Source organism: Gilliamella sp. B3783 (assembly GCF_026536125.1).
GTDB lineage: Bacteria > Pseudomonadota > Gammaproteobacteria > Enterobacterales > Orbaceae > Gilliamella.
In genome coordinates, this window is record NZ_JAFNOU010000001.1 from 98,054 (window position 1) to 115,193 (window position 17,140).

Annotated in this window: 13 protein-coding genes and 1 tRNA gene; 6 read left to right on the forward strand and 8 right to left on the reverse strand. The window is 33.9% G+C overall.

The genetic code is table 11. The features are described from left to right. Positions 1-23 precede the first annotated feature (23 nt). Both ppk1 and J3U59_RS00410 read left to right on the forward strand, forming a co-directional pair. On the forward strand, positions 24-2,081 hold the full coding sequence (ppk1, locus tag J3U59_RS00405; RefSeq protein ID WP_267332827.1) for a polyphosphate kinase 1: 2,058 nt from the start codon (positions 24-26) through the stop codon (positions 2,079-2,081). Between the two features lie 66 nt (positions 2,082-2,147). Then, positions 2,148-3,617, forward strand: coding sequence for an exopolyphosphatase (locus J3U59_RS00410; protein ID WP_416379550.1), 1,470 nt, complete (start codon positions 2,148-2,150; stop codon positions 3,615-3,617). Between the two features lie 56 nt (positions 3,618-3,673). Here the strand turns inward: J3U59_RS00410 and J3U59_RS00415 are convergent, their stop codons facing one another. From J3U59_RS00415 to J3U59_RS00425, 3 genes are all read right to left on the reverse strand, one after another. Beyond that, positions 3,674-5,134, reverse strand: a complete 1,461-nt coding sequence (locus J3U59_RS00415) for a DASS family sodium-coupled anion symporter (RefSeq protein WP_267332825.1) — start codon at positions 5,132-5,134, stop codon at positions 3,674-3,676. A gap of 90 nt (positions 5,135-5,224) precedes the next feature. Further along, a complete protein-coding gene (locus tag J3U59_RS00420; RefSeq protein WP_267332824.1) occupies positions 5,225-6,193 on the reverse strand; it encodes an FAD:protein FMN transferase in 969 nt (322 codons plus the stop codon). A 27-nt stretch (positions 6,194-6,220) separates the two neighbouring features. Beyond that, complete coding sequence (locus tag J3U59_RS00425) at positions 6,221-8,992, reverse strand: flavocytochrome c (protein ID WP_267332823.1); 2,772 nt, start codon at positions 8,990-8,992, stop codon at positions 6,221-6,223. Positions 8,993-9,514: 522 nt separating this feature from the next. Here J3U59_RS00425 and J3U59_RS00430 point away from each other — a divergent pair. Next, entirely contained in the window at positions 9,515-10,570 is a 1,056-nt protein-coding gene (locus tag J3U59_RS00430) for a hypothetical protein (RefSeq protein ID WP_267332822.1), read from the forward strand. A 75-nt stretch (positions 10,571-10,645) separates the two neighbouring features. Here the strand turns inward: J3U59_RS00430 and J3U59_RS00435 are convergent, their stop codons facing one another. The 3 genes from J3U59_RS00435 to dnaQ form a co-directional block, all read right to left on the reverse strand. Then, positions 10,646-11,008 carry a YbaN family protein gene (locus J3U59_RS00435; RefSeq protein WP_267332821.1) on the reverse strand — a complete coding sequence of 121 codons (363 nt, stop codon included), beginning with the start codon at positions 11,006-11,008 and terminating at the stop codon, positions 10,646-10,648. 101 nt (positions 11,009-11,109) lie between these two features. Further along, a tRNA-Asp gene (locus J3U59_RS00440) sits at positions 11,110-11,186 on the reverse strand. Between the two features lie 115 nt (positions 11,187-11,301). Continuing rightward, positions 11,302-11,985, reverse strand: coding sequence for a DNA polymerase III subunit epsilon (gene dnaQ, locus J3U59_RS00445; RefSeq protein ID WP_416379549.1), 684 nt, complete (start codon positions 11,983-11,985; stop codon positions 11,302-11,304). Positions 11,986-12,223: 238 nt separating this feature from the next. Here dnaQ and rnhA point away from each other — a divergent pair, with 238 nt between their 5' ends. The 3 genes from rnhA (at position 12,224) to J3U59_RS00460 (ending at position 14,792) form a co-directional block, all read left to right on the forward strand. Beyond that, positions 12,224-12,697, forward strand: a complete 474-nt coding sequence (gene rnhA / locus J3U59_RS00450) for a ribonuclease HI (RefSeq protein WP_267332819.1) — start codon at positions 12,224-12,226, stop codon at positions 12,695-12,697. 64 nt (positions 12,698-12,761) lie between these two features. Then, complete coding sequence (gene gloB, locus J3U59_RS00455) at positions 12,762-13,490, forward strand: hydroxyacylglutathione hydrolase (RefSeq protein WP_267332818.1); 729 nt, start codon at positions 12,762-12,764, stop codon at positions 13,488-13,490. A gap of 42 nt (positions 13,491-13,532) precedes the next feature. Further along, positions 13,533-14,792 (forward strand): transglycosylase SLT domain-containing protein, encoded by a 1,260-nt coding sequence (locus J3U59_RS00460; RefSeq protein ID WP_267332817.1) that lies wholly within the window; start codon positions 13,533-13,535, stop codon positions 14,790-14,792. On the opposite strand, the gene J3U59_RS00465 is transcribed toward J3U59_RS00460, so the two are convergent. Together J3U59_RS00465 and gshA are read right to left on the reverse strand one after the other, a co-directional pair. Continuing rightward, positions 14,773-15,552: an endonuclease/exonuclease/phosphatase family protein gene (locus J3U59_RS00465; protein WP_267332816.1), complete on the reverse strand. Its 780-nt coding sequence runs from the start codon at positions 15,550-15,552 to the stop codon at positions 14,773-14,775. The two genes, J3U59_RS00460 and J3U59_RS00465, sit on opposite strands and share 20 nt — an antisense overlap. A gap of 1 nt (position 15,553) precedes the next feature. Further along, the gene (gshA, locus tag J3U59_RS00470) at positions 15,554-17,116 is read right to left on the reverse strand and encodes a glutamate--cysteine ligase (RefSeq protein WP_267332815.1); all 1,563 of its coding nucleotides are present in this window, start codon (positions 17,114-17,116) and stop codon (positions 15,554-15,556) included. Positions 17,117-17,140 lie beyond the last annotated feature (24 nt).

Genomic DNA, 17,140 nt, shown 5'->3' on the forward strand with positions numbered 1-17,140 from the left:
TAATAAATTGTAAGAGATAAAAAATGCCTGAAGAGAAAGTATATACACCTAAAGAACTGAGTTGGTTATCCTTTAATCAACGAGTCTTACAAGAAGCAGCGGATAAAAATAATCCTCTGATTGAAAGAATTCGATTTTTAGGCATATATTCGAGTAATCTTGATGAATTTTATAAAGTACAATTTGCTAATTTAAAAAAATATGTGTTAATTGAACAAGAACAAGCCCAAACCTCATCCAATGCAAAACAACTGTTACGACAAGTTAATCAAAAAGTTATTCAATTAGAACAACAGTTCGATCAGCTCTATAATGAATTATTACTTGAAATGGCAAGAAATCAGATCTTTTTGATCAATGAAAGGCAATTAACCTCGTATCAAGAAAATTGGATAAAAAATTATTATAAACAGAATTTACGCCAGTACATTACGCCAATTTTGTTAGATAGTCATACTGAATTAATTCAGTTTTTAAAGGACGATCATGCTTACTTAGCTGTTGAGATAATTTGTGAAAATAGCATAAGCTATGCATTACTCGAATTACCGACAGACAATGTGTCACGTTTTGTCTTACTTCCGTCTGAAGTTTCAACCAAAAATAAATCAATCATATTTTTAGATAATATTCTGCGTTATTGCTTATCCGAAATTTTTAAAGTATTTTTTGATGCCAAGGAACTTAATGCTTATTCAATCAATATTAATCGTGATGCCGAGTATGAATTGAATACTGAATTAGATAGCTTACTCGAGCTCATGTCACAAGGATTAAAGCAACGTTTAACTGCCCAACCAGTAAGATTTACTTATCAAAAAGACATGCCTAAAGCACTATTTGAATTATTGATAAATAAATTACGATTAACTGAACAAGATGCAATGCCTGGTGGACGTTACCCTAATTTTAAGGATTTAGTCAAATTTCCAGATCTTGGCGTAAAAAATTTGTTGAATAAACGATTGCCAAGTCTTGCCTATAATCGATTTAAAAAGTTCAGAAATGCTTTTGCAGCTATCAAAGACCGCGATGTTCTACTCTACTACCCTTATTATTCATTTGGCCATGTACTTGAAATTATGCGTCAAGCTTCTTTTGATCCAGCTGTAACACATATTCGAATGAATATTTATCGAGTAGCGAAAGATTCTCGTTTTATTCATGCTGCAATTAATGCAGCTAATAACGGAAAGAAAGTCACTGTAGTCGTTGAGTTACAAGCGCGTTTTGATGAAGAAGCAAACATTAAATGGGCTAAAAGATTAATTAGTAGTGGAATTAAGGTTATTTATTCACAACCAAAATTAAAAATTCATGCGAAATTATTTTTAATTGATCGTAAAGAAAATGACGACATTGTTCGATATGCCCATATTGGCTCTGGTAATTTTAATGAAAGAACGGCTAGAATTTATACAGATTTTTCACTGCTCACCGCCGATCCTGCCATAACAGATGAAGTGAGAAAAGTTTTCAATTTTATTGAAAATCCATTTAAACCCGTCTCTTTCAATTATTTGCTTGTTTCACCTCAAAACACACGTTTGCGGTTCCATGAATTTATTGAACGAGAAATCAATCATGTAAAATCAGGAAAAAATGCCGCTATTTATTTAAAACTTAATGCAATAACCGATAAAGAAATGATAGATGCACTTTATCGTGCTTCATGTGCAGGAGTCAAAATTAGGATGATCGTACGTGGAACTTGCGTTTTAGTTCCTCAAATTGCAAATCTCAGCGAAAATATCTATGTAACGAGTATTGTGGATCAGTTTTTAGAACATGCTCGGGTTTATATCTTTGAAAATGAGGGTAAAAAAGATACATTTATCTCTTCTGCTGACTGGATGCCAAGAAATCTGGATAATCGCATAGAAGTCGGCGTTAAAATTTTCGATCCTATTTTAAGATCAACTATCCATGATATTTTTAATATTCAATGTAATGATAATGTTAAAGCCCGTGTAATTGATAAAGATAATATGAATAATTATGTACAACGAGGCAATAAGAAAAAAATTAGAGCTCAACATGCAATTTATGATTATTTAAAACAATTAGAAACACATGAATAAGGAATTCAAACAGTGAATAAATTCAATGAATATGCGGTTCTTGACCTAGGATCAAATAGTTTTCATATGGTTATTGCGCGCTGTATTGATGGTGCAACTCAAATTATTTATAAAAATAAAAAAAATATTCATTTAGCAACAGGCTTAAATGATAAAAATGAGCTAAGTGAATCAAGTATTAGTCGTGGTGTGGAATGCCTTGCTCTATTTGCAGAGCGGTTAAATGGTTTTCCTGTTGAAAACGTGAGAATTGTTGCCACACATACGTTACGTATTGCTAAAAATAGACAAAAGTTTTTAACTGCAGCCGCTAAAGTTTTACCCTATCCTGTTGAAATTATCTCAGGCCAAGAAGAAGCACGTTTGATTTATTTAGGCGCCATGAGTTCTGAATCCACCTCTGAATTTGATACTAAATTTGTTATTGATATTGGCGGAGGATCGACAGAGATCGCTATAGGTAAAGGCAATGATCTTAAACCTTCGATAGTCGCCAGTCGTCCTATGGGATGTGTTACTTACACTAAACAATTTTTTCCAAATAAGATAATTGATAAAGCTTCATTTCAACGAGCAAAACTCGCAGCAACGCAGCAAATTGAAAACATTATAAATACGATAAAAAAACAAAATATTAGTGTCGCTTTTGGTACCTCCGGTACAATTAAAAGTATATATAAAATATTACTCGATATTGGTGTTAGCGACGGAATTATCACACCAAAACGTTTGGACGACTTAGTTAGCTATGTCCTAGAATTTAAATCTTTTCAGGATATCGATTTTCCTTCTCTTTCAGATGAACGAAAAAAAGTGTTTGTTAGTGGTTTAGCAATATTTAGCGGTATTTTTGATGCATTAGAATTGCAAGCATTGCACTATTGTCCTTTTGCACTACGTGAAGGTGTTTTATATGAGCTAATTGATGGACCCAATTACCGTGATATTAGAGAAACGACAGCAGAATCATTATCGCAACACTATAATATTGATGAGCGCCATGCAAAACAAATTGTAAAAACGTCCAAACATCTATTTTCGCAATGGAAAAAGCAAGCCTTGATGATTATACCAACCAATGTTGAAGCAATTTTATATTGGGCTGCGCAGTTACACGAAGTGGGATTAAAAATTAATTTCTCTTCAATTCATAAGCATTCAAGCTATATACTGCAAAATAGCAATCTGCCAGGATTTAATGAAGAACAACAACTACTTTTATCAACACTGGTACGTTACCACAGAAAGTCAATTAATATTGATGATTTACCCTATTTTAGCCTTTTTGAATATAAACATATTGTTTCATTGTTACAAATTTTAAGACTTTCAATTTTAATTAATAATCAACGCAATAATGATCTTAATGTAGAGGCTTTTCGTTTAAAGCTTACAAAAGATAAGCTAACCCATATCATCTTAGAAGTTGATCAACAATTTATTGAAAATAATAAGCTTATATTGCTTGATTTAGAACAAGAGCAAAAATATTGGAAATCAGTCAATGATTGGGATTTATCCATTGAAACGTTTTAAAAGATAAACCCTATAACTTACCGCCAGATATGACTGGCGGTCATAATATAACGTGATTAACCTAATCCAATGATCTTCCACCATAAAATACCGATGGTAAAGACAATAATTAAATTGACAACACTACATATAAAGCCCACTTTCCACCATGTTTTTACTGGCACAAAACCTTCAGCAAAGAGTAAAGGATTTCTCGCATTAGCAAATTGTGTAATTGAACCAAAGTAATTAGTACAAATCACAAGAGCAAAAATGGCAATCATTTGTGGTACGCCCAGTGCAATAGCAACTGACAGAAAAACAGGGAATAAAGCTGCAATATGTGCATTTCCACTTGCAAAAAAGTAGTGTAGATAAACATAAGCCACACATAAAATGATTATCACAAATACCCAGCTACTATCACCTAAATGACCTTTTACTGCATTACCAATGGTGTCACCTAACCATTTAGTTACACCAAGTTTATTAACTTGGCCGGCCATCATCAATAATGCCGCAAACCAAATTAAAGTATCCCATGCTGCTTTCTCTCCTTTTATATCATCCCAACTAAGAACACCGGATAAAATCAAAATAGACAAGCCGATAAATGCAGTGGTTGTTGAGTCAATACCAAAATTACTGCCAAAAATCCAAAGGCATAACAATAATATAACAGTGCAGCCCATGATAATTTCTTTTCTTGAAACCGTCCCCATTTTTTTTAGTTCTTCAACAGCCAAAGTCGGCGCTTCTGGCGTTTTTTTCAGTTCAGGGTTAGTTAAAAAATAGATAACTAATGGAATAACAACAAACGAAACTAAACAAGGTACAATCGCTGCTACAAACCATTGCCCCCAGCCTAAAGTGATACCTAGTGACGTTGTCACTAATTTAGCGGCTAACAAATTTCCTGTAAAAGCTGTTAAAAACATAGCAGAGGTGATGTCGTTAACATGGCTAATAGTTAACATCAAAAAAGTACCTATGCGGTTTCTTGATTCATCTTTTGGGTTTGAATTAAAATTAATCGCCAGCGCTTCAGCTATTGGATATATAACGCCTCCAGCTCTAGCTGTCGTACTTGGAATAGCCGGCGCTAAAGCCATATCTGTTACTGATAAACCATAAGCTAAACCAAGCGTATTTTTACCTAAAATTTTAACAAGATAGTAAGCAATGCGTCTACTCAGTCCTGTTTTAATAAATCCACGGGCAATCATAAAGGCAATAACAATAAGCCAAATTAGGCTACTATTTAATTCACTTAACGATATTTTTATCGATTCTGCCGCAGACATAGCCCCTGAAGGTCTTAATACTGCAAAAACCGTAATGGCCAATAAACCAATGGCACCAATAGGCATAATTTCAGCAACAATGCAGGCAATGGTTGCGACAAAAATAATACTTGTTCGCCACCCTTCTATACTGATACCCTGCGGGGGGGATACCAATAACCATAATATTGCTGATAGCGCAGCAATAATTATTAAAGGTAACCATTTTACTGGTGGCTTATTTATTGTATTCATGGGATTTTTCCTTTTTTAATTTTAAAATTTCATGATCTAATTCTTAACAAACATTAAATTCAACATTCAATAATCATTTCAATTAAAGCATTAACGCATTACATATTGATGATTCGTTAGTTCGAAAGCAAAATTGTGGGGATTAGCTAACTTTATCGTTTTATTTTTTAATAAAAAAATTGCTGATAAATTGCGGTGTTTTTGTAAATATTCATTAGCACGCTCATAGCCTAATCCATATAAAAGCGTTGAAAATAAATCCCCTTCAAGAGACGTATCAGAAATAATTGTGATACTTTCTAATTCGTTATTCAAAGGATACCCCGTTGAAGAATCCAAAATATGATGATAGAGAGTATCTTTGTGTACAAAATAGCGTTCATATATACCTGATGTCACAACAGATTTGTTTATTACCTTCAAAAAACCGACTAATTCATCATTGTTAGAGAAAGGTTTTCTTAATCCTATATGCCAAAAACCCTCGGCATTTGCCGGTGATTGATTTAAAGCCACAACATTGCCGCCTAAATTGATAATAGCTTGATTGATTCCATTTTGTAGCAAAATGGCTTTTACAATATCGGCAATATAGCCTTTTGCGATAGCGCCCATATCGATTTCCATGCCTTTTTTTTTCAAAAAAACTGTTTGATCTTCAACATTGAGTTCAATATCTTGTGGATCGATTAATAAGCGTTTTTCGTCAATTTGTTGTTGGCTGGGTGGAAATCTGCCATTAAATCCTATTTTCCATAACTTAACTAATGGCCCAATAGCGACATTAAAACAGCTACCGGGCATTAAACTGACATCTTTAGCTTGTGCAATTAAGGAAAAAATACTATGACTCACTTTAACAGGTTGTTGACCCGCAGCCAAATTAACAGACATCACCTCAGATACAGGGCGATTAACGGTTAACTTACTTTCAAGCACTTTTATTAACTCAAATATTTTATGAGCAACGTTTTCATTAGGTTCACAAAGTATTAATGAAACCGTTGTGCCTAATAAATTTTGCACATATTCATAGCTTTCATAGCTTGAATTAACCATGCTAAATATACCCTAAGTATAAAACAATCACTGATGAATATAATCTGTTGCTATTTTTCCAGCTTGCATACCAAATATGATAATATCAGCAACAGCATTACCACCTATTCGATTCGCTCCGTGTACGCCACCAACAACCTCACCAGCAGCAAATACACCTTTTATAACGTGATGTTCGACATCTAATACTTGCGTTTGGGTATTTATCGTTACGCCCCCCATAGTATGATGCACACCGGGTGCGATTTTTATTGCATAAAATGGCGCAGTATTAATAGGATGACGCATACCTGTTGTTCGTCCAAAATCTTCATCGTGTTGATTTGAAACAAATTGATTATACCGTTCTATGGTTTTAGTTAATGAATCAACATTAATTGATAATTTTTGCGCTAATTCATTAATGCTGCTAGCTTGAATAACCAAATCATGCGATATGTATTCTTCAACAGATTTGTTTTCATCACGCACTTTTTGATCAAATAAAATATAAGCATAGTGTTGAGGCAAATTGATGATCTCGGCAGACACTTTATCTCGCGTATCCAATTCATTAACAAAACGCTCACCATTTTGTGATACTAAAATTGCACCGCCACCTCGAATAGATTCCGAAATGAGATACGATGTTGTTTGTTCAACAGTTGGATGAATTTGAATTTCTTTCATATCCACTGTCCCTGCACCAAGTTTTTCTAAAATCATAATGCCTGAACCGGTAGCACCTTTATGGTTCGTTGTCACAAATCCTTTAAGATCTGGACGATATTTTTCGACCATTTCACGATTTGCACTAAATCCACCCGTTGCAATTATCACCGCTTTAGCTTTTATGGTTTGAATAGTTCCATCGTCATCAACCGCTTTAATACCCATCACTTTATTATTTTCGGTAATAATTTCAGTTACATTCGTGTCTAATAAAACTTCAATGCCTCGTTTGTTAATGTTCTTAACTAAACCACTAATCAAAAATCCCCCTACAGCAGCCCCACTTTCAGGTCGATGGGTACGATCAACACTCATGCCACCAGTTGTTGTAATACCACTAAGTTCAATACCATTATCATCCAACCAATCAATAGCCTCAGGTGCATTTTCAACAAAATAACGCAATAATTCTGGATTATTTTTATTTTTACCGCCAATCAACGTCTCTTTATAAAAAAGTTCTTTACTATCGACAATACCTTTTAGTTTTTGGAACTTAGTTTCTGCTGCATTCATTCCGGCTGAGGCTTTATTGGTATTACCACCAATAACAGACATTTTTTCAACAATCACAACATTTGCGCCTAAATCATGAGCTCGAATAGCTGCTGCAAGTCCCGCTCCACCACTACCAACGACAACAATATCATAAGCTTTATCATTTGGATCACCGCCTTCAGCCACTATCGCAGCTTTATTTGATTTAGCCATAGCTTTGGTTACCGCTTTTTTAAATGCTTCACATTGCGATGTTGCGCCAGAAATAGCATCGACAAAAGGACTATTGGCTTCAATGATGCGATGTTTAATTTCGGAAAAATGAGTTATAACCTCATTATCAAATTCATTAGCATTAACTAATTGCATGTCTTTGATAAAATCTTTGGCCAATTCTACATTAATGACAAATTCATATGATTCATCGTTCACTTTCTCTTGGTAATCACCTGGTTTAAATTTTTTTACACTTAAATTAACATCTCGAATTAAACTTTCAACCAAAGAGAAATGCCATAAAGGTTCTGGAATTTTAAGGGCTTCTCGCTTATCACTGTTGATAACTAGCTCAAGTTTTTCACCTTTTTCAATTCTGCTTATCCAATCAGGATATGCAATACAAGCTCGTCCAACTGCAACTAAATCATAACCGTTTTCTAACGCGGCATCGATATCGGTTTGATTTACTACGTTTCCCACACCTACAACAGGAATTTTTGCTAATGTTTCAGAACGCATTGCAACATATTTTCGAATTAATGGCGTAGGATCTTGGGTATCGACAATAGACGGTCTAAGAATTGCTCCCATTGAAAAATGAATGTAATCCAATCCTTTTTCAGCCAATTTCTCAAGTAGATACATCGTGTCATCAAAACGAATGCCAGGAACTTCTAATTCTTCAGGTGAAAAACGATAACCAATAATGAAATTAGAATTTGCGTATTGTTTAACCATGCTATGAGTAATATCTAAAATGGCTAAAGGAAATCTAGTTCGGTTATCACGGCTTCCACCCCATTTATCATTTCGTTGATTTGAATTAGGTGAATAAAACTGTTGTATCAAATAAGTATTGGCACCATGGATTTCGACACCATCAAATCCAGCCTGAATAGCACGCCGCACGGCTTGACCAAACTTATCAATCATATGCTCAACTTCATCACTCGTTAATTCAATTGGAGTTGCGGCACCGGGTCTTGGCGCTGCAATAGCACTCGGACCGACAGGTAGCTGGCCACCGATTAATTTAGGTTCAACCATTCGACCGCCATGATAAACCTGTATAATAGCTTTCGATCCTTTAGATTTGATCGCCTCAGCTATTTTAGCTAATCCTTCAATTTTATCGTCACTATCTAAACCAATTGCACCTGGGAAAGCCAAACCTTTATCATCAACAAAACCACATTCAACAATAATAGTGCCAATATCACCCGCTCTAACTTGATAATATTGAATTAAATCATGCGTTACCGATCCTTCATGAAAACCTGAACAAGTAGTCATTGGTGCCATCATTATGCGATTTTTTAATTCAACCCCATTGGGCAAAATAAAAGGTTTAAAAGTATTTTCGTTTCTCATCGTTAGTTACCTAATAATTACTTAAATTGATTTGTTACTGGTAATAATATCATTACTGATAACTGTTCTCCAATTACAATGGTCTGATCAGTTATGTCAGTATCATTTTTTCGACAAAAATTATTCAATTTTATTAATAGCTTATAAGATCTTATTATTCAGAATAATTAGAAATTGCTTTTTTTGACAGTTAAATAGTTATAGTAGTGTATATAATTTAATTACTTGTCTCAAAAAAAACACTATAACTATTTCATTTACTTAGATATTTTTTCTTGTTTTTGGCTTGTGCTTTATTTTAATTCAGCTACAATGCCAAGCAACTCATATAAAAAGGAATGTATAAATGTTAGTGGTCCAGATACCCAAACAGAACGAAAAACTAAATCTTCATTCTTTTTTAATTACAATTATTAATCCTCCTTTATGGAGGATTTTTTATTTTAAGCATCTCTTAAATTTATTTTCCTCAACCATTATAAACCAAATTGATTTTAAGAACACACATAAATAGGAGCTGATATGACCGCCTTAATCCCTTTTTATAATCCGAACATCAGTTATGAAGATAATTATGCTCAAGGACCTTTTGGACTTTATGCCGAATTGGACAAAGCAGAACACGTGCCGACTAAACAAACTAAATTCTTAAATGTTAATGTTAACCTACCTTTCGGTCAGCCTGCTGGACCTTTATTAAATGCCAATTATATTAAAGCTGCTTTTGCTTATGGATTCGATTTATGTGTATATAAAACAGTTAGAACAAAATTCCATAAATGCCATCCTTTACCAAATGTTTTATCAGTTCATCCTACAGGAAAATTATCAAGTAATCTTGATACTGTTTTAGCTGATACTAATTATCAACAACCTTTATCAATTACTAACTCCTTTGGCGTGCCCTCTTTTGCGCCAGATATTTGGCAGCCTGACATGGCTGATGCGGTAAATTCAGCGGGACAGGGTCAATGCGTTATTGGTAGTTTTCAAGGTACACAAGGTCAAGGTGAAATTGAAAAAGATTATGCTTTAGCTGCAAAATTAGTAAGAGAAACCAATGCACCAATACTCGAAGCAAACTTGAGTTGCCCAAATGAAGGGGCAAGTAAATTACTGTGTTTTGATGTTGATAAAGTTGAACGTATCGTTAATGAAATTAAAACAGCAGTACCAGATCGCCCACTTATCTTAAAACTAGCTTATTTTCCTGATGATGAAAGAATTGTTTCTTTATTAACGCGTGTTGGTTCTATTATCGACGGTTTAAGTACAATTAACACGTTATCCGCTAAACCAGTTGATGCCAAAGGTCATCCGGCTTTAGGTGATAATCGAAAAGAAGGAGGAATCTGTGGTGATGCAATTCGTTGGGCGGGTTTAGATATGGTGAGTCGTTTAGCTAAATATCGTAAACAGATGGATTTAAAATTTAGCATCATTGGCGTTGGTGGGGTTAGCAATAGTGAACATTATAATGAGTTGTTAAACGTTGGAGCGGATGCAGTAATGAGTGCTACTGGTGCTATGTGGAATCCTTTGTTAGCAATCGAAATTAAAAAGAGTCTGCAAAAATAACCATTAACTTGCATATTGTTACAGGGTAACTTGCCCTGTAATTTATTTGCTTGTTATAAACACTCCGCTTAGCTATTACTGCTTATTAAAATAATAATAACCAAAAACAAGGTGAGCTAAAAAGACTACCGCTAAGATAATTCTAACATGTAATGAATTAAAAATAATAAATGGAATTAGCAAAACAATAAACACCATTATTAACATTTTTAGCAGGCTTGATTTAGTAACTTGTTTTTCAATTAGCATCTTCTGGATATAAATCTGATAATAACGACTTTTGGTAAAATAGTGATAAAGACGATCAGAGCTATTAAGCCATAAATAGGCAGTTAATAAATAAAAAGGTACTGTTGGTAGAAGAGGAACAAAAATTCCAACTGTCCCTAATGTAAAAGCCATGCCACCACCGATGATAAATAACCATTTTTTTAACATGAGAATATAGCTCTATTTCGACTAAATATTGATTAATAGAATGGATACTAAGTAGATATAGTATAATTAGGTAACAAATAAGGACCAAAACAAGATTGAATTGGCGGAACGGACGGGGCTCGAACCCGCGACCCCCTGCGTGACAGGCAGGTATTCTAACCAACTGAACTACCGCTCCGCTTTTTAGCTGTCTTTAATGCAACAACATTAAAGTAGGCGTGATGTTAAAGATAAATTTCATTTTCGTCAATAATAATTTGCAAATTAATGTTTAATTGCATATAAAACCATCATTATTGTGAGTTCCATAACGCCCCACCACTTTTTTTGTCAATTTTTTCTAAAATAGCTTTATGTTGGCCAAGTTCATCATCAGACGCTTTGATTACTTTTAAACGATTACCATTACGATCTATTTTCTTAACAGCATTAGCATCAGTGGAAGATGAAAGATGATCATCGTTACTAAATGACAAGGTTGTTTGCCCCCCTGTCATTGCAAGATAGACTTCTGCTAAGATCTCGGCATCAAGTAAAGCGCCGTGCAGTGTTCGATGAGAATTATCAATCTGATAACGTTCACAAAGCACATCTAAATTATTACGTTTTCCCGGAAACAAGCGTCTTGCCATTGCTAAGGTATCGGTAATAATACAGTGATCTGCTGTTTTGAAATTTAAGCCACAAAGGCGAAATTCGTAATCCATAAAGCCGACATCAAACGAAGCATTATGAATAACTAACTCAGCACCATCTATAAACTTGATAAAATCATGAGCAATATTTTTAAAAATAGGTTTGTCTTTTACAAATTCATCACTAATACCATGAACTTTAAAGGCTTCTTCATCGATTAAACGTTCGGGATTAATATAGACATGAAAATGATTTCCTGTTAATCGTCGATTAACAATTTCAACAGCACCAATTTCAATAATCTTATGTCCTTCATAATGATTATTGCCTTCTTGATTCATACCAGTGGTTTCTGTATCTAATACAATTTGGCGATTACAATTGGTTATCACGTTATTCTCTTTTTGTTTATCAATAATTGGGGAATGATCAAAATAATGGTATAGTTTAGCACTAAACGCTTCTAATGTTGAGACCCAATAGTATAGAGGGTTAACTCATTTATAGTAACAAACACTCGTTTTGGTTTTATCTTTAGCAGATAGCTAACAATTAATATCATTTTAAAAGATTATTAACATGCTCAAACAAATAGAAATTTATACTGATGGTTCTTGCTTAGGCAATCCCGGTCCTGGTGGTTATGCCGCGATATTAAAATATAAACAAACAGAAAAAATCTTATCAAAAGGTTTTTATAAAACAACAAATAACCGTATGGAATTACTTGCAGCAATTGTTGCTTTAGAAGAGCTAAAACAACCTTGTTTAATTGAATTATTTTCCGATAGTCAATATTTGCGTAATGGCATTTTAAACTGGATCCATGCTTGGAAAAAAAACGGTTGGAAAACAGCTAATAAAAAACCAGTAAAAAATGCCGATCTTTGGACTCGACTAGATTCACTAGTACAAACGCATAAAATTGAATGGATTTGGGTAAAAGGACATGCTGGACATATTGAAAATGAACGTTGTGATGTCATTGCAAAAAGTATGGCTGAAAATCCAACTATGCATGACACGCTATTTGAACAATCTGCAGTTGACTAAGTGTTAATTCAATAAAAATAGCGTGATAATATTTAATAAATTTTGTTGAAAGGAGTTAGGTCATATGTTTCAATTGCATATTATTCCGGCATTAGCAGATAACTATATTTGGTTGCTCGAAAATGCCCATAGGCAAGTGATTATCGTTGATCCTGGTGATGGCAAACCTGTTATTAACTATCTAAACCAGCACCAACTCTCCCCCCTTGCAATTTTACTTACTCATCACCATATTGATCACCTTGGTGGTGTTAAATTACTGCAAGATTACTATACTGATATAGCCATTTATGGGCCAAGTGAAATTAATCTACCTTTAATATCACTATCTAATCAGCACACAATTACCATTGCTGATTTTAAATTTGATATATTAAAAGTACCAGGCCATACTTTAGGACATTTAGCCTATTACTGTGCGCCCTATCTTTTTTGTGGTGATACGTTGTTTTCGGCCGGATGTGGACGAGTTTTCGAGCAGCACTACCAGCAAATGTTAGATTCACTCAATAAATTAAAAAAGTTACCGGATAACACATTAATTTGTGCAGGTCATGAGTACACTTTATCGAATTTAAAATTTGCTACACACATGGTACCGGAAGACAAAAATATTACGCAATATTTAAATTATATTTCAAATAAAACAATAACTTTACCTTCAACGTTAATGAATGAAAGACAAATTAATTTATTTTTGAGATGTAATGAAAAAAACTTACAAAGTAAATTCAATTTTAACAATGAGTTAGAATTGTTTACTTTTTTTAGGAGCCAAAAAGACAATTTTTAGGTATAATACTCAACTTAAATTCATGTTAAATCTTGTAAACTAATGAAAAAGTTAATAATTTTTACTGTGTTATGTTCTTTTTTAGGTGCATGTCAAAATCACGGAGCTCGCTATAATAGCACTTATAAAAAGCACAACTCTAAATCAATAATGACAACGAGTATCAAAAGTGGTGGTGTAAATTACTCATCAGTGACTCAAAATCCTTGGCAATTTATGTTAGCGCAAATCAATGTTAATGTGCCAGAGAATAGTCGAATTAAAGCTGAAAGAGAACGTTTATTACGTGATCCTCAAGGATTTGAAACTATCGCACTACGTTCTGAACCTTATGTATACTATATTATCAACCAATTACGTAAAAATAATTTACCGGTTGAGTTGGCATTAATTCCTTTAATTGAAAGTTCATACGATCCGATGGCAACCTCCTCTGCTCAAGCTGCGGGATTATGGCAATTTGTGCCAATTACAGCCAAAGAATATGGATTAAAGCAAAGCAATTACTTTGATGGTCGCCGTGATTTGATTGCATCAACTAATTCAGCTATATCACTATTACAAAACCTTAATAGCAAATTTAATGGTGATTGGTTATTAACTCTTGCTGCTTATAATGCGGGTGAAGGTCGAGTTAGAAAAGCAATAGAAAAAAATCAAGCTAAAGGTTTACCAATCAATTATTGGTCTTTAGATTTACCTAGTGAAACCATGCACTATGTACCTAAGATTTTAGCCATCATTGATATTGTAAAAAATAATCAACAATATGGTATTAAGTTACCCGATTGTAATTATGAAAATTCTTTAGTTCGAATCGATATGTCTAAAAATATCTCATTGGCTAAAATTGCCCAATATACTGGGTTATCACTCAATGATTTAATGACATATAATGCAGGGTATGTACAACAAACAGTAAATGGTCCTTTCCATCTGCTAGTTCCTTATGTTCATGCTGAAGATTTATTTAAAAAATTACAAGCAGAGAATCTGGTTGCTAATGAAATAACTGAACTATTACAAGACGTACCGCATGCTACAATGCCATTTGAAGTGAAATCGTCAACGATTAAGTATAGTTCAACAAATAATAAAACGGTTAATTCTATTTTAGGTAAAAATGGTAATAGCAGTAAAAAAATTACTTACCTTGTTAAAGCGGGTGATAACCTTTACTCTATCGCACAAAATTATCGTGTAAAAATTACCGATATACTTGAGTGGAATAAGTTAAAAAATTCGCGTGTAAAAGAAGGCGATATTTTAACTATCAACCTTGCTAATGCAAACCCAATCTAAAATTCACTAATAGAGGATTATGATCGGATGCCGTTGTACTAATAATTTCAGCCGCATCAAGTTGTAATCCTCGATAAAAGATAAAATCTAACGGTCTGCCCATAAATGTTTTTCGAATATCGACAGAAAAATTGACCGGTTTCAATCCTATAGAACGAATCAGATGATATAAAAGATTTAAACGTTGACGACTCCACGCATTAAAATCCCCAGCCAAAATGACCGGTCCATGATGTTCTTTAATACGATTTAACAATATGAACATTTGTTGGCGATAAACTTTTACCCCCAAACTAAAATTAATAGCATGTATATTGGCGACTAATAATTGCTCTAAAGAGTGCTCAATCGGGTAATAGGTAATTAATGCTGACTTAGGTACTCTAATTAGTGGCTCTCTCTCTTTAAAAGATAATAAGGCAGTAGGTAAACTATCAGTTATGGTCATAACGCCTGCATAGATATCATTTAAACAATAAGCCGGAACATGATCAGCTATTTTATTATGCTTTGCAATAAAATTTAATAATTGTGGTGTGGTTTGGGCCTCTTGTAATAAGATTATTTTGGTACTTTTTGCATATTGCTCCAAAATTTGAATACAATCCGCCCTTTTTTGCTTGAAAATATTCCAAACTAAAACTGAAAAAGAGTTTTGGTCAATTAAAGGTTGATTTACGATGATATGATGATTAGGTAAAATCAATTCAACATCATTATTTCCTTGATATCTTAATGTATAATCACGATTTTTAAACATACTAAACGGTCATTTTTTGTTTCAAATAATCATCAAATGATAATGTATCACTTTGCTCTTTCTTTTGCTGTTTTTCAATAGATAAAATACGTTGCTGAACAAAATCACCATCGGTTAATAACGATAGTGGTTCGGTAATAAGTTGTTTTTTATATTGAGTTGCAAGTACTAAACCAAATTCAGACGTACCTAAATCACTAATAGCCTGTAAGGTTCTTGCTGAAAGTGTTAGCTCTGGCTGATCAAACATCAATTCTAATCGTTCACAAACTTTACGATATTGCTGTTGATCATCTTTATGATCTAAAACATCAGCAACACGCAGTAAGTCTTTAAATAAATCATGACCAACTTTAGAAAGCGGCTCATGATAACTATCACAACCTATACCAATTTCAAGCCCAGGTTTACGCCCTTCTATGACAACACGATTCCAGTTTAATTTTGCACATTCAAGCTCTTGGCTACTCATTTCGGGTGCGGGTGCTAAGGCACACCATATTAAAAATAGATCAATAAAACGAATTTGCTCCTCAGTAATACCAATCGGTGAGAATGGGTTTACATCTAAGGCTCTAACTTCAATGTATTCTATTCCACCACGTAATAAAGCATCTGATGGGGTTTCACCAGCCCTAGGCACGCGTTTTGGTCGAATTGGCGCATAGAATTCATTCTCTATCTGTAATACATGATCATTTAATTGACGGTAGTGACCGTCAACTTTGATACCTAATTTTGCAAATTCTGGGGATTTAGTTTGCGTTGCTCGTTTTAATCCTTCGGCATATGTCTCAAGATGATTAAAAGTAATACCTAATTGTTTTTGAGCATTATTGGTATAGCCTATATCACTTAATCTTAATGAGGTCGCATAAGGTAAATAGCAATTACCATTGGTTTGTTCAATAAACGCTTTGGCTTTTTGGGGATCTTGAATGAAAGAAGAACACATAGAGGGTGATGCACCAAACAAAAAAGGAATGACCCAACCAAAACGATAATAATTACGAATTAATCTAAAATAGCCTTCAGAAATGACCGCTTTACCTTCTTCACTATTTTTAACACCATCACGAGCTTGCCAAAAAGCCATTGGTAATGAAAAATTATAATGCACGCCAGATATGGTTTGCATCATCGCGCCATAGCGATTTTTTAAACCTTCTCGATATGTTGTTTTGAAGCGTCCTTCATTTGATTTACCATATTGCGCTAAAATAATGTCATCTTCATTTGCGACAAAGCACGGCATGCTTAAAGGCCACATCATTTCATCACCAATATTGACACTAGCGTAACGATGTAAATCACGTAAAAACGTTAGCATATAATCGATGTTGGTATTAACTGGCGTAATAAATTCCAACATCGATTCGGCAAAATCTGTTGTGATCCATGGATGAGTTAAAGCAGCTCCAATTTTATTAGGAAACGGGGTCTTAGATAATGTACCATCAGGTAAAATACGCAATGTTTCACGTTCAACACCACGTTGAATACCTTGTAAAATAGTATAATGCTTTTCTAACCAGTTGAGTGCTTTAGAAACATCAGGAATCATAGTTTAGTGCTTCCTTAATCATAT

Bases quoted from the DNA above. Each gene is read 5' to 3' on its own strand.
- ppk1 (WP_267332827.1), top strand. From the start codon at position 24: ATGCCTGAAGAGAAAGTATATACACCTAAAGAACTGAGTTGGTTATCC.
- J3U59_RS00410 (WP_416379550.1), top strand. From the start codon at position 2,148: ATGGTTATTGCGCGCTGTATTGATGGTGCAACTCAAATTATTTATAAA.
- J3U59_RS00415 (WP_267332825.1), bottom strand. From the start codon at position 5,134: ATGAATACAATAAATAAGCCACCAGTAAAATGGTTACCTTTAATAATT.
- J3U59_RS00420 (WP_267332824.1), bottom strand. From the start codon at position 6,193: ATGGTTAATTCAAGCTATGAAAGCTATGAATATGTGCAAAATTTATTA.
- J3U59_RS00425 (WP_267332823.1), bottom strand. From the start codon at position 8,992: ATGAGAAACGAAAATACTTTTAAACCTTTTATTTTGCCCAATGGGGTT.
- J3U59_RS00430 (WP_267332822.1), top strand. From the start codon at position 9,515: ATGACCGCCTTAATCCCTTTTTATAATCCGAACATCAGTTATGAAGAT.
- J3U59_RS00435 (WP_267332821.1), bottom strand. From the start codon at position 11,008: ATGTTAAAAAAATGGTTATTTATCATCGGTGGTGGCATGGCTTTTACA.
- dnaQ (WP_416379549.1), bottom strand. From the start codon at position 11,985: ATGAATCAAGAAGGCAATAATCATTATGAAGGACATAAGATTATTGAA.
- rnhA (WP_267332819.1), top strand. From the start codon at position 12,224: ATGCTCAAACAAATAGAAATTTATACTGATGGTTCTTGCTTAGGCAAT.
- gloB (WP_267332818.1), top strand. From the start codon at position 12,762: ATGTTTCAATTGCATATTATTCCGGCATTAGCAGATAACTATATTTGG.
- J3U59_RS00460 (WP_267332817.1), top strand. From the start codon at position 13,533: ATGAAAAAGTTAATAATTTTTACTGTGTTATGTTCTTTTTTAGGTGCA.
- J3U59_RS00465 (WP_267332816.1), bottom strand. From the start codon at position 15,552: ATGTTTAAAAATCGTGATTATACATTAAGATATCAAGGAAATAATGAT.
- gshA (WP_267332815.1), bottom strand. From the start codon at position 17,116: ATGATTCCTGATGTTTCTAAAGCACTCAACTGGTTAGAAAAGCATTAT.